This window comes from Clostridium sp. SM-530-WT-3G (assembly GCF_012843905.1).
GTDB lineage: Bacteria > Bacillota > Clostridia > Clostridiales > Clostridiaceae > Clostridium.
In genome coordinates, this window is the sequence record NZ_JABAGC010000009.1 from 59,280 (window position 1) to 72,929 (window position 13,650).

General features: G+C 27.4%; 11 protein-coding genes, 1 pseudogene and 1 riboswitch. Of the genes and pseudogenes, 1 reads left to right on the plus strand and 11 read right to left on the minus strand.

What is annotated here, in order from left to right; all coding sequences use genetic code 11:
* Positions 1-172: 172 nt before the first annotated feature.
* The 4 genes and pseudogenes from HF850_RS05570 to HF850_RS05585 all read right to left on the minus strand — a co-directional run bounded on the left by HF850_RS05570 (position 173) and on the right by HF850_RS05585 (position 4,053).
* Positions 173-811, minus strand: a complete 639-nt coding sequence (locus HF850_RS05570) for a pentapeptide repeat-containing protein (protein ID WP_169104484.1) — start codon at positions 809-811, stop codon at positions 173-175.
* 150 nt (positions 812-961) lie between these two features.
* Positions 962-2,173, minus strand: a pseudogene (locus HF850_RS05575) (FAD-dependent oxidoreductase).
* A 320-nt stretch (positions 2,174-2,493) separates the two neighbouring features.
* On the minus strand, positions 2,494-2,637 hold the full coding sequence (locus HF850_RS05580; protein ID WP_169104485.1) for a hypothetical protein: 144 nt from the start codon (positions 2,635-2,637) through the stop codon (positions 2,494-2,496).
* Between the two features lie 96 nt (positions 2,638-2,733).
* Positions 2,734-4,053 carry an ATP-binding protein gene (locus HF850_RS05585; protein WP_169104486.1) on the minus strand — a complete coding sequence of 440 codons (1,320 nt, stop codon included), beginning with the start codon at positions 4,051-4,053 and terminating at the stop codon, positions 2,734-2,736.
* A 254-nt stretch (positions 4,054-4,307) separates the two neighbouring features.
* On the opposite strand from HF850_RS05585, the gene HF850_RS05590 reads away from it, so the two are divergent.
* The gene (locus HF850_RS05590; RefSeq protein ID WP_169104487.1) at positions 4,308-5,600 is read left to right on the plus strand and encodes an NCS2 family permease; all 1,293 of its coding nucleotides are present in this window, start codon (positions 4,308-4,310) and stop codon (positions 5,598-5,600) included.
* 225 nt (positions 5,601-5,825) lie between these two features.
* On the opposite strand, the gene HF850_RS05595 is transcribed toward HF850_RS05590, so the two are convergent.
* The 7 genes from HF850_RS05595 to HF850_RS05625 all read right to left on the minus strand — a co-directional run bounded on the left by HF850_RS05595 (position 5,826) and on the right by HF850_RS05625 (position 13,629).
* Positions 5,826-6,431, minus strand: coding sequence for an NUDIX hydrolase (locus tag HF850_RS05595; RefSeq protein WP_169104488.1), 606 nt, complete (start codon positions 6,429-6,431; stop codon positions 5,826-5,828).
* A gap of 196 nt (positions 6,432-6,627) precedes the next feature.
* On the minus strand, positions 6,628-7,134 hold the full coding sequence (locus HF850_RS05600) for a QueT transporter family protein (protein ID WP_169104489.1): 507 nt from the start codon (positions 7,132-7,134) through the stop codon (positions 6,628-6,630).
* A 385-nt stretch (positions 7,135-7,519) separates the two neighbouring features.
* The gene (locus HF850_RS05605; protein ID WP_169104490.1) at positions 7,520-8,095 is read right to left on the minus strand and encodes a xanthine phosphoribosyltransferase; all 576 of its coding nucleotides are present in this window, start codon (positions 8,093-8,095) and stop codon (positions 7,520-7,522) included.
* Positions 8,096-8,159: 64 nt separating this feature from the next.
* On the minus strand, positions 8,160-9,434 hold the full coding sequence (locus HF850_RS05610; protein ID WP_243159412.1) for a nucleobase:cation symporter-2 family protein: 1,275 nt from the start codon (positions 9,432-9,434) through the stop codon (positions 8,160-8,162).
* 268 nt (positions 9,435-9,702) lie between these two features.
* Positions 9,703-9,802: riboswitch (purine riboswitch) on the minus strand.
* Positions 9,803-9,917: 115 nt separating this feature from the next.
* The gene (locus tag HF850_RS05615; RefSeq protein WP_169104492.1) at positions 9,918-10,085 is read right to left on the minus strand and encodes a hypothetical protein; all 168 of its coding nucleotides are present in this window, start codon (positions 10,083-10,085) and stop codon (positions 9,918-9,920) included.
* A 188-nt stretch (positions 10,086-10,273) separates the two neighbouring features.
* The gene (locus HF850_RS05620; RefSeq protein WP_169104506.1) at positions 10,274-13,201 is read right to left on the minus strand and encodes a helicase C-terminal domain-containing protein; all 2,928 of its coding nucleotides are present in this window, start codon (positions 13,199-13,201) and stop codon (positions 10,274-10,276) included.
* Positions 13,202-13,416: 215 nt separating this feature from the next.
* Positions 13,417-13,629: a hypothetical protein gene (locus HF850_RS05625; RefSeq protein WP_169104493.1), complete on the minus strand. Its 213-nt coding sequence runs from the start codon at positions 13,627-13,629 to the stop codon at positions 13,417-13,419.
* Between the last annotated feature and the right edge of the window lie 21 nt (positions 13,630-13,650).

A 13,650-nucleotide genomic window follows, 5' to 3' on the forward strand; every position in this document is an offset into this window, starting at 1 on the left:
CTATATCTATAGAAAATGCTAATGCATTCACTTTTACATTTTTTGTATTTTACAATTCTATTTTCTTATCATTTTATCTTTTTTTACAATATAAAAGTTATTTTATCACAAAATCACATTTTTTTCTACAGAAAAAAATGGCAATAAACATCACTATATTGCCATTTTAAAATTACATTTGTTCAATTAACCTAATAACATAACTTAAAGTATAGAATTCTCTTTCTATCTCATACTTTATATAATGCATTCCTTCTATTAATTTTTCTTCCTCAAATTTTTCACTTAAGATCATCATAGTAATACTATTAATCTCTCCATCTTTCGTATCAAATACTCGTGATTTCTTTATGTATTCATTTTCCATAGCAGACAATACTGCTTTTTCTAATTCTTCACTAATTTTAAGTTCAGGCATGCTTTCAAAAATTCTAATATTGTTATTATCCGTATCGAAATTTTTAGCTTTTTCAATATTACATCCTACAAAGATAGTATTCTTAAACTTTGCACCTTCAAAGTTTGCTCCATCTAAGTTTGCTCCTTCAAATATAGTGTCTTCAAATTTAGCTTCTCTCAATTTACATCCTTTAAGATTTGAACCTATAAATTCAGCACCTTTAAAACTACATCTAAAGAAATTACACTTTTTAAAATGAGCACCTCTTAAACTTGCAAAATCAAAATGTGAATTTGAAAAATTACAATTATAACACTTACTTCTTCTTAAATTTTTATATATAAAATTCTTATTTGTTTTTTCAGCATTATCATAGTGAAAATTTTCAGGTGCACTTCTATTAACAGCCATTTTATTGTATTCTCCTTTTTATTAAATATTCAATTTCATTAATTGTTTATTTAATAATATATTTCACCACATTAAAAGTCAATAATATAAAACCTTTTCAAATACATAATTAAAAATAGCATTCATGACTATTGAACGCCGTTTTTTGTATTAAAATCTATCCACCTTAAATAATTTTAAATTTTCATCTTCTATTCCTTTATATAATTCACTTAACATCATACCACCAAGTATTGCAAATAATATTCCATTTGCACCATACCCTAAATCAAACCAAAGCCTTGGATTTTTAGGATCCTTTCCTATGAATCCCAAATTATCTTGGGTTGATGAAAAAGCACCACAATATTCATATTCGAATTCAATATCTGATATATTAGAAAACATTCTTCTTATATTATTTTCTATAATTTCATACTTTTCCTTACTTAGTTTTTCATTTTCTATATTCACTAAAAACTCTACATCTTCTCCTCCACCGATAATTCTATTATCAAAAGTAGTTCTAAAATAATTATAAGGATCCTTATTATCTCTTATTAAAACATTTTTATAATATCCTTCCAAACTATTCAAAGGCTTTGTTGCTACATTAAATGTAATAGTAGTGTTTCCAAATTTTCTATCACTAAAAAGCCCTGTATCATATCCTGTAGCTACAACTATTATTTTTCCATTAACCTTATACCCATACTTAGTCTGTACCTCAACATTATTTTCTGTATAGTTTATTTTTACTACCTCTGTATTTTCATAAATTCTTAGTCCTAAACTTATTCCAGTTTCTATTAATTCATGAGTAAATTTATATGGATCAAGTTCAGCACCACCATTTATTGCATACACTCCTGCTTTTAATTCAAAGCTGAAAGGATTATCTTTCTCTTCTATAAAACGTACATCAAATCCATTTTCCTTTCTAATTTCATACTCCTGTTTTATTTCTTCTATCTCAACTTTTTTTCCAGTATAAAGAAGTGTATCTCTCTTTTTGTAATCACACTTATTTCCATACTCTTTGATAAATTCATCTATTTCATCTAAAGCTTTTACTCCAAGATTATACGATTGTATTATCTTTTCATATTGTGTATATTCCTCTAAACTTCTTGCAGTCTGATCAAGTTCTTATTGCAATAATGCAGTAGTAATGCTAGTACTTCCATATCCTACAATATTCTTTTCAAGCACTACACAATTAATATTATTTTTAGACATATAATATCCAAGAATACTTCCTGTTACTCCCCCTCCTACGATAATCACATCTGTATCTATATCTTCAGATAAATATTCATATTTATTTTTTATCTTGTTTATTCGCACAAAAAAAGGTTCTCCTTTTACAAATTCTAAATTCAATTCTAAATCACTCTTTTCTATACATCATATAAATTCTATAAAAATATTTTAACTTAATATAGAAAAATTATTCTTTTAGAATACATTTACTGAATATTCTTATCATTTCATACCATTTTATCAACGTATTTTTTAATTGTTTATTCGTAAAATTAAAGCTACAAAAATATAAAATATATCTTTGTAGCTTTTCCTACGTAATGCTAAAAATGAAGTTCGTTTGTCATGAATTCTAATTTAAAAGTATGAGATTTTGTGTTTAAGTATCATAGTGGCAATAATTAAGTTTTTCTAAATATCACTAAATGTATGTATTGTGTTTAGAGTTTATTAAAAGTTATATCTTTTCCTCGTGATACAATGTTTTCATTAATTTGATTGTTCTTTTCCATATACTCCTTTACTTTTGATTGTGAAAAGTCTCCTTTTTTCATTATTAACTTTTCTTTTTTACTTTTTCCCACGCTCTCTTCGCCTCCTTACAAACATAGTATGTCTCGTATGAAAATACTTATTCAAGGATGCAACATATAAATAGTAATTATTTTTTATTAGCCACATTATTTCAATGATGCTTCAAACCAATTAATGAACTGCTTAGCAGTTCTTGGTGATTTTCCATTATACCATCTTACCCACTTAAGTGCTTCAGCATGTAAATATTCAGTATCTACTTTTATATTTCTAGATAAGGCTAATCCATCAACAATCTTCAAATATTCCTTCTGGTCTGGTGAATAAAATGAAACTGTTATACCAAACCTGTCTGATAATGATAATTTTTCCTCTACAGAATCCATTTGATGAATTTCATCTCCTCTTTCACTAAATGTTTCTTTCACTAAATGTTTTCTATTAGTTGTTGCATATATTAGAATATTATTAGACTTGTTTTCTACTCCACCTTCAAGTATTGTTTTGAGAGCTGAATAACTTTCATCCCCATCTTCAAAAGCAAGATCATCAACAAAAATTATAAATTTCAATTTTTTATTTTTAAGCATTCTAATTATTTTAGTAAAATCTACAAGCTTGTCCTTATCCACTTCAATAAGCCTTAACCCTTTAGTATAATACTCATTTATAATCGCCTTTACAGTAGAAGATTTTCCTGTTCCCCTCTGTCCATATAACAACAAATTATTAGCAGGATACCCATTTAAAAATTGCTCAGTATTTTCTATAATAGTTTCTTTTTGACTTTCATACCCAACTAGTTCTTCAAGTTTCACCGGATCTGGTGATGTTATCCCACGTAAATATCCTTCACCATCTTCATTTTCCCATACAAAAGCTCTATATTCACCAAAAATACCTGTTCCATATTGTCGATAAAATTCTATTATATTATCTAATGACTCTCCCCAGCCATCGCAATTTAATATACTTAATTTTAATTTATCAATAGCTTTATATGTATCATATTCTTCAAATGAATTTACTTCAAAATTAATTAATCCTTTTACAACTTCCTCTTCAAAATCCATAGCCTTACATTTATATATAATTGCTTCCTTAATATCCTCCGACTTTATATTAGTTATAAATTCCAAAGCTTTAAGTTCAAATTTCACTTGATTTATTATATATTGGTTATTTAAATCATCCCTATCTATCATATTTGTAAATGCATTATTATCTAAAAATATTTCATCAATAATATATTTTTTTAAAGATGTTCCATCTGATTTTTTTAATAATTCAAATGCAAAATCATTATAAATACTTATAGATTCACCAAGTATAAGTTTATCCTGACATAAATATTCAAGTAATACTTTATATTTTTTTAATACACTATCTTTTTTTAATCTTGTAAATACGCATAGAGAATTTATAAGAATACTTCCCTTATGAATTTTTTTAAAATCTGAATTCATTTTCATACACCCACTTTTTTAATATTTATTACATATTGCCCTTTTAATTATATCACTCTGCCAAATCTTTTCCAATTATTTTGCTATAATGATAAATAATCACCTATTTATTTTATATATGTCTAATATTATTCTAATAAATAATATAATAAGAAAACTGAAATACAAGGTTGTACATTTAAAATTTCAATGCTATAATATGTTTGCGCTTTTGCGCGGGTGGGAGAGGGAACATTGAAAGTTAGGTCGAAAGGATGAATAAGCTATTTAAACTTAAGGAGCACAATGTTACTTTTAAGGGAGAGGCACTTGCTGCATTAACATCATTTTTTGCAAGTATCTATATAATTATTGTAAATGCAAGTATTTTAAGTGATGGTGGAATAGCAGTAGAACCACTTATTATTGCTACTGTATTCGCATCAGTATCAGGTTGTCTTATTGCTGCATTTGTAAGTAATGCTCCATTAATTGTAATGCCTGGTATGGGAATTAACGCACTTCTTACCTATACCATCGTTAACACTCTAGGTCTTACCTTTTTTGAGGCATTAGCTGCTATTTTTGTTGCAGGTTTATTATTTGCAATAATTGCAGTCACTCCAATATCTAAAATTTTAATGGAATCAATACCTGATTATTTAAAGGAATCCATAACAATTGGTATTGGATTATTTATAGCTTTTCTTGGACTTCAAAAGTCCGGTTTAGTTGTAAATTCAGAATCTAGTTTAGTTCAACTCGGAAATATTTCCAATCCAAACGTAATACTATTTGTTGTAGTTATGGCAGTTACACTTATTTTATTTTTAAAGAATGTACGTGGAGCTTTCTTAATATCTATAATTTTTGGTACTTTGGCAGCTGCATTATGTGGTTTAGTTGATATTAAAGGAATAACTTATACTTTTCCTGATTTTAAGGGATACAAAAATATTTTCTTCAAACTTGATTTTGGAATGATTATAAGTATAAAATTCTGGATATCTGTTTTCTCATTAACTTTAATATTAGTTTTTGAAAACATCGGAATTTTACACGCTCAAACTGGAAAGATACTGAACTGTCCAGAAAAGACATCAAAGTCTTTGGTAGCTGTAGCCATTTCTACAGTTGTATATTCTCTTCTTGGATGCAGCCCTCCTGTTTCAACAGTTGAAGGAAACGCTGGAATGGAAGATGGCGGAAGAACAGGACTTACATCTATTTTATGCGGATTATTATTTTTATTATCTTTATTCTTTATTCCGTATATAAGCATAATACCAAACAGTGCTATAGCACCAATATTAATAATACTCGGATGTTTAATGGCACAGGACTTAAGAAATTTAAATTTTGATGATTTTTCTGAATTTTTCCCATGTTTTGCTGTAATAATAACTATACCTTTAACTTACAGTATAATAGATGGAATAGCTGTTGGATTTATTCTTTATCCTCTTTGTAAGATTGTTACAAAAAAACATAAAGAAGTTTCAATTCCAATGTACATATGCAGTTTAATCTTCTTAATTTATTTTATTACTTTAGCATTTATGCATTAATTTAGTATATGTTGTTAAAGTCTTACTAATAACTGCAATTGTTAGCTTGACTTTTTATTCTAAAGTATAGTATTTTAGTAATGTTTTTAAAGAATTGAATATAAAAAATAGTAACTGCAATTGCTATTTTTAATTTTAACTCTTTAATTATAGTATTTAGTAATATAAAAAGAGGCTTAAGATTTACTCCTAAGCCTCTCTTAGTATATATAAATATCTAATTTACTACTTTTCAAATAACTTAGCTCCAAGGATTGCAAAGCTCTGAAGTACAAGATAACATTTAACATCCATTACTGCATCACTATTTACAAGTTCTAAAGCTTCTTCCCTAGAAATCATAATAGCTTCTATACATTCATCATCTTCTAAAAATTCATCACTTATCTCGCCTTCACATGTACAAAATACAAGATTTACTGATTCATCTGTCATACCAGGAGATAAATATAATTTTTTCTTTTCACTTATAATATCTAAAAGTTTTAATCCTGTTTCTTCTTTTAGTTCTCTTTTTACAGCAGTATGAGAACTTTCACCTCCATCAATAAGACCTGCAGTTAATTCATATACAAAATCATTAGTTGGTACTCTAAATTGTCTGACTAATACAAGCTTATTTGATGGCTTATGTAGAGCTGCTATTAATACCGCATCTTCAATATCTTTTTTGCCTTCAAAAAACTTTTCATTCATGAATTCTTCACTTTTTCTAGTAGCTATAATCCACGATTTTTCGTTTCCTACTCTATTTTCATATTTTGCTTCATACATACTTAAAAATTTTGTTTTTACTAACGCTTTTATATTGGTTATTTTACTACTTTTCATCATAATTCCTCCTAAAATCTATATTAAATAATTTAATTCTATTTTACTTAAATTATACTGTATTATTATAGAAAACACACTTATTTATCATCTCTAAATTTTTCTATTCGAAAGTGCTTACATCATCATAAAAATATTTTAAATTAAATAAAGACTTCAGCTCTCAAAGCTGAAGTCTTATAAATATAATAATCTACTAAATTCCCTGTTCTACAATAATTATAGAATATTTATTTTTTATTAATTTTATAACTGGTACACCAATTATAGTTACAACTACAAATTCACCTATCGCAACTTGTGCCATAGTTAGCAACAATGGTAATTTAGCAACATAACTTAATTCCCATCCAACTATTATTCCATTAAATATTGTTGGCCAAAGTGAAGCAACAAATAAAGCTAAAGTATTATTCTTTATATGCTTTCCTGTTATAGAAATTGCATAAACACTTATAAATGTAGCAAGTGTACCAAAAATAATATCAGGTAATCCGTTTGGTCCAAGTATATTTGCAATAAAGCATCCAAGTGTTAATCCTCCAATATAGAATGGATCAAAGAATGCTAAAAGTACCATTATTTCAGAAACTCTAAATTGTAAATTCCCATAGCTTATTGGAGCAAGGGCTAATGTTATAACTGCATATAGAGCTGCTATAATTGCTGTTCTAACAAGTCTTTTTGTTGTATTATCTTTCATGAATAAATCCTCCAATATAAGTATTAACTTTAATCATTGGAAGCCAAAACTTTAAATAAATATAAATTTAATTATATGACTTATTTTATACATAATAAAAATCGTAGGAAACAAATTCCTACGACAAATAAATACAATAATATAAGTCAAATTACTTACATTTCAAATAAAATGCAGCAACTTTTCTCTATAATCACTCATTATTTAACCGTAGTTTTATTTAAAGTCAGGAGGCTTTCGAACTGACTAAATCTCTTTTAATCTGCAGATAATTATATCAAATAAAAGTAAAACATTCAAGTTAAAAAAATACTCCAAATATTAGTAAAAAATTAATAATTGGAGTGTACATTCTTTACAAGAAATTTAATAAAAATATAAATAATTATTCTTCAACAAATTCAATTATACCATTGCCAAGTTTAGCAATTCTAGCAAGAGAATATACTTCATATCCCTTATCTTTTAAAATTTCAGGTCCAGGTTGGAATGATTTTTCTATTACAATTCCTATTCCTCCTACTTTAGCACCTGCTTCTTCAACAAGTCTTGCAGCTCCTAAAGCAGCTTCTCCATTGGCCAAGAAATCATCTATTATAAGAATATTATCATCCTTGCTTATGTATTTCTTAGATAATGTTAATTCATAATTTGTATCCTTTGTAAAAGAATGAACAGTAGTCTGATATACTTCACCATTTAATATTTTGGATCCTTGTTTTTTTAATGTAACCATAGGAAGGTTCATCTGTAATGCAGTCATTACTGTAGGTGCTATTCCAGAACTCTCTATTGTAAATATTTTAGTGATTCCGTGGTTTTCAAAATAATTCTTAAAATATGTACCAATTTCATACATTAATTCTGCATCTACTGCATGATTTAAGAATGAATCAACCTTAAGTACATTTTCTGACAATGCTCTTCCTTCTTCTAGTATCTTTTTACGTAACTTTTCCATATCTCATACCTCGTTGCTATGTATTTATAAAAATATTATATTTAATTATCTTTTATTATAACTACTAATTTTCTTTATCCTTTAGGATTAAGTTTAAAACAAGTGCAGTTATAGTTCCTGTAGATATTCCTGAAGAGAAAATCATTTTTACTCCTTCTGGTAGTCCTGATAATATTTCAGGTCTAAATGTTACTCCAAGACCAAGCCCTATTGAAGTAGCTATAACTAAAAGATTTTTATTAGTAAGTTTAACATCACTTAATGTCTGAATTCCAGATGCAGCTACAGTCCCAAACATTACTATACCAACACCTCCAAGTACTGGCTGTGGCATTGTATTTATAATTGCCGCAAACTTTGGTAATAATCCCAATATAATCAAAAGTATTCCTGCCATCATTGCTATATATCTACTTGCAACTTTTGTTAATGGGATAAGTCCTACATTTTGACTAAAAGAAGTATTAGGTAATGCTCCAAAGCATCCTGCAATAGTACTTCCTACTCCATCTGCTAGTACACCGCTTCCTATCCTCTTAGAATCTCCATCTATTTCTGAAACTTGACATATAGCTTTTAAACATCCTACAGTTTCAATAGTAGTAACTAAATATGCAGGTATAAAAGGTATTACATATTTTAAATTAAAATCTACTCCTGTAGAAAAAATTTTAGGCATAGAAATCCAGCTAGCTTCTTCTACAGCTGTGAAATCTACCATTCCCAATGGAATACATAATATATATCCAACAATCATTCCAATTAAGATTGAAGCAGTACTTACCATTCCTTTTCCATAATGATTAAGTACAATAGTTAAAATCATTACAAAAACTGCAATTGATACATTTAATATACTCCCATATTCAGAGCTTCCACTTCCACCTGCTGCCCAATCTACTGAAACAGGGATTAGAGTTAATCCTATAAGACATATTACTGTTCCTGTAACTAATGGTGGAAACAACTTCATAAGTGGTTTAATAAAAAAGCTTAATATTATTTCAACTAGTGATCCAAGTATTGTTGCTCCTATTATTCCGGGCAAGCCAGCAACGCTACCAACAGCAATTGCTGGTGTAGCAAATGTAAAATCAGTTCCCATAATACAGGCAACTCTTGAACCAGCATGTCCAATTCCTTTAGATTGAATAAAAGTTGCTACTCCTGCAGCAAGTATTGTAGCGCTCATAAGTGCTGTTGATGTTGCTATATCAAATCCTAATGCACTTGAAACTACAAGAGGAACTACTATAATTCCTCCAAAAGCTGCAAATATATGTTGAAATCCTAATAATATCTGCATATAAAGACTAGGCTTTTCATCAATTCCATACATTAGTCGGATGCCTTTTTCATAATATTTTTCTTCTTTTTGATACTCAAAATCATTTGTTGCTTTTTTAGTCGATTCCATTTTAATCTCTCCTATGTACATGTTAAATCAATTATTATACACAGAACATCTCTTCTTTTAAAATACCATAACTATATTAATTTTTATTTTCAACTTATCTTTATTAAAAATAAAAACCACCTCAAATTTAATACTAATTTAATTAATATTAATCTGAGGTAGTTCTTTCATAAAGTAAAAGCATGAAAATGCTAACAAAATAATACCTCATAGTCTGCTAATAACGGTAGCAGGTAGAAACTTCCAAGCCATATCCTTGGAGATATACGAGTGTTCGTGTTATTATTACATAATTATATCATAATTATATCATAATTATTATTTTTGTACAGGTATTATTAATATTTCCACAAAAAAATAAAAAGCTCATTCAATAACACACAAATGAACTCCCTATTAAACCCTTTATTTAATAGTGCCGTCTCTCAATTTTTCTAAATCTTGTATTATCATATTCATTACTTCTATCTTTGATTTAGCATAAATATTACCTGGAAGCCATTTCAACCCACATTCCAAAGACTCCTTCGTACTTTTATACATTTCAATTAACTCTACTATACCTTCTGACATTATAGTACACCCCTTTTATTATTAAATACACTCTCAAAATTTCTAATCTTTAGTAATCTCTACATACCTCCCTTTTATTATTAACCATAACAATATCATAAAGACATTATAGCATTATTTACATATTTTGGATATTGATTTTATAATTTTTTATCTTTCTTATTTACAAAAATTTCAACAATAAATATTTATATTTTCCCATTAAGTTTATAGTCTAAATTTTTAAAATAGTAATTTTCATCTTCTACATTACATAATTCCCAAAATGTTTTAAATTTTTTAGATTCATCATTAAATCTTTCTTTAATATCTGTATTAGATTTCTTCATTCTATTTATGATCATATTTAAATTTTCTTTTCTCCAATTATTGTAATCTTTATCCATTATAGCTAATACATTTTTAGAAAACTGCATTTCTATATTAGGCCCCCCTAAATCTCTTTCTATATTTCGCAGAGTAAATTGATTCTCTCCTGGATCAAGTATTATAAAATAGCCATAATCATAGATACTCCTAATTAAACGACCATAAATCTGTTTTACTTTTATGCATAACTGTGGATAATTCACATCTTTGTATGTCTTATTTTGATAAGTAGTAATAGCACGAAGTATTGGATATTCAGGACTATAATTAGGGAATTTATCAAGCATAACACAATTTAATGCATCACCAGGTACATCTATCCCTTCAAAAAATCCCTGGCTTCCAAGTATTATTACCTGCCTATTTTTATCCTTCAATGCTCCTATTGATTTCTTATTGGTATGTACTTCAATTTTTGTACCTCTTGTAAGCATTTCAAGTTCTTCTGCAGCACTGCTTCTTCTCGAATTATTGTTAAATAACACCAGTATATGACCTTGTAATTTTTCACTTGTATCAAATATAAATTTTGCAACATTTTTTATATATGAAGCTTCACTATATCGCCCCATATCTTTAAGTGCAAATATTTTTGTTCTCTTCTTCAAATTAAATACTGGAGGAATAAGAAATTCATTAGCTTTTTCCTGACCAAGATGATTCTTTATCTTTCTGAATGAATTCTCTATTCTAAGAGTCGCAGATAAAAAAGTAGTACTTTTAATGTCTTTAAGCATATGTTCATTTACAAGTTCTCCTACATTTAATGGAACTGTTCTAAGTTTAAAATCTTCATATTTTGAATCAACTTCAAGAATCTTTGCAAAAAATCTTGAAGATTCCAAAAACTTATCAAGCGTATCAAAAGCTGCTTTTATTTTAGATATATAATCACTTACAGTTTTATAATCAGTTTCACCATTAACTTCATCATCAGCAACAATATTATTAAGGTAATCATTCAGCATTTTATACAGAGGATAAATACTTTCCTTAAGCATTGAAATTTCTGGTGTTAATACTTTTGTTATTCCTTTAATATCATCTCTAGGGACAAAGAATTCAGTATTAAAATTATATTCTCCTGAAACAAGTCTCATACTTCTAAAATCATTTAGAAGGATATTCATATTAACTACAATTTCTTTAACTAAATACAACAATTTATCCTTTTCTATGGTTTCCCTATACCCATAGCTAGCATTAAGAGTATTTAACAACAATAATATACTCGGATGTCCATTTTCCAATATATCTAAAAGCTCTAAAAATTCTTTATAGCAAAATTCTTCTGCAAAAAAATCATAACATTTTTCCATTAAGTTATGGCCTTCATCAATAATTATGTGATTTATCTTTTTCTTTTCACTATATGGCCAGCATGATAATAGTGAATGATTTATTACTGTAATATTTTCTGCTGGAAGTTCATTGTATCTTTTTCTAAGAAAACATGGCTTATTACATTTTTCTAAATTGCAAGAATCACTATCACAAGTTACATCCTTTAAATAATCATCAAGCATAAAATGCTTATGTGCCCAAAAACTTATATTTTCACTATCCCCATATTTCCCATTTTCACATAATCTATTAAAAAATAATAAGGCAAGATTTCCTTCTTTTGAAATCTCAAGTTCTTCACATTTTCTGAGCCTTTCTATACATATATAATTTCCTTTTCCTTTCATAGCTCCATAATTAAGCTTATCATCTAGTCTAAGTTTCTTTAATATTGTAGGAATATCTCTTTCTATTAATTGATTTTGAAGTTCCTTTGTATTAGTTGATATTATAAAACTAGAATCATCTTTTTTATGTTTCTGTTTATTTAAATACGAGCCTATAGCAGCAATGATTACATATGCAAATGTTTTTCCACTGCCTGTTGGAGCTTCAATAAATATTCTCTCTCCACGCTGATAATTTTCTCTGATTTTTTTGGCAAATTCCATTTGGTTTTCTCTAAATACATATCCAAAATCTCCACCATTATTCCATATATCTTCATTTCTCAATAACTCTTCATATTTAGTGTAATCAATTGCAATATCTTTTAATATCAATTGATCATTCTTATTTTCTTCATAAGATACATAATCATAATCTCCATAATTGAAAAATGGAGGCTTTAAAAGGTACTCTGTCCATTCCCATTCATTTAAATACTTATAGTATTTTTTTATTTCCATATACAGTGTATTTTTTTTACGGCTATGATCTTCTCTATTCCATTGCCTGCATAATGCAGCATTTACTACTTTTAAAGTATTTATTGAATCATCAAGACCTCTATGAAGCTCATTCTTCTCCATAACAGTCATATTTTTCATCAATGCTTCAAGATTGTATTCTTTTCTATAAGGTTCAAGAATCGCAATTAATTCCATAGAATCTAGTATTTTATTTTTAATATCAGGTATATGATAATTTAGAAATCTCTTTTCAAAATTCCCATTATGACATATTAAAGGAATGTCTTCAATAAACTCTAAAATTTCATTACGTACCATATTCAAGGTTCTCGCTTCATTGAGTTCTTTTTCAGTTAATCCTGTACATAAGCTGTATATTCCAACTGGAACACGTCCTCTAGGCTTTATGAGTGTTTCATATGTAGTAATTTCATTATTTTTTATCTTAACTGCTCCTATTTCAATTATTTCTGAGCTTTTTTCATCTAATCCTGTTGTTTCAATATCTAAATATATTACATTATCTAAAATGCTATTTAAAATCTCCAAAATTTTTCTCCTATTTTTCATATATTAAGTACATAAATTATATCATAATCACTACTTAGCTTTTGTAAGTTATATATTAATCTTCATTCAAAATAAAAGGAATTGCATAACTACAATTCCTTTTATTATTTCATATATTACTATAATCAATATTATTTATTATATACCATATATTTAATTTTTTTAATTGTAAAAAAATATTTCTTTTGCTAAAATAACTATTTAGATGTTGAACACCATTGATTATTTCCTGCACTCTTTTCATTCTTTTCACATGAATCTTTTATGTCATAATTTTGACTAACAGATGTCCAATCATTACATCCTTCACTTTTGTTACAGCATCCAGATGATGTTTTCTTAGCAGTTTCTTCTTTTAAAATATTATTACTTTTATTAGCTCCACAATTACAGTTATTTGAGTTACTCATTTTAAACACTTCCTTTCCATA

Coding starts and splice junctions, on each gene's coding strand:
- HF850_RS05585 (WP_169104486.1), bottom strand. CDS start 4,053: ATGAATTCAGATTTTAAAAAAATTCATAAGGGAAGTATTCTTATAAAT.
- HF850_RS05600 (WP_169104489.1), bottom strand. CDS start 7,134: ATGAAAGATAATACAACAAAAAGACTTGTTAGAACAGCAATTATAGCA.
- HF850_RS05595 (WP_169104488.1), bottom strand. CDS start 6,431: ATGAAAAGTAGTAAAATAACCAATATAAAAGCGTTAGTAAAAACAAAA.
- HF850_RS05615 (WP_169104492.1), bottom strand. CDS start 10,085: ATGTCAGAAGGTATAGTAGAGTTAATTGAAATGTATAAAAGTACGAAG.
- HF850_RS05625 (WP_169104493.1), bottom strand. CDS start 13,629: ATGAGTAACTCAAATAACTGTAATTGTGGAGCTAATAAAAGTAATAAT.
- HF850_RS05570 (WP_169104484.1), bottom strand. CDS start 811: ATGGCTGTTAATAGAAGTGCACCTGAAAATTTTCACTATGATAATGCT.
- HF850_RS05590 (WP_169104487.1), top strand. CDS start 4,308: ATGAATAAGCTATTTAAACTTAAGGAGCACAATGTTACTTTTAAGGGA.
- HF850_RS05605 (WP_169104490.1), bottom strand. CDS start 8,095: ATGGAAAAGTTACGTAAAAAGATACTAGAAGAAGGAAGAGCATTGTCA.
- HF850_RS05610 (WP_243159412.1), bottom strand. CDS start 9,434: ATGTATGGAATTGATGAAAAGCCTAGTCTTTATATGCAGATATTATTA.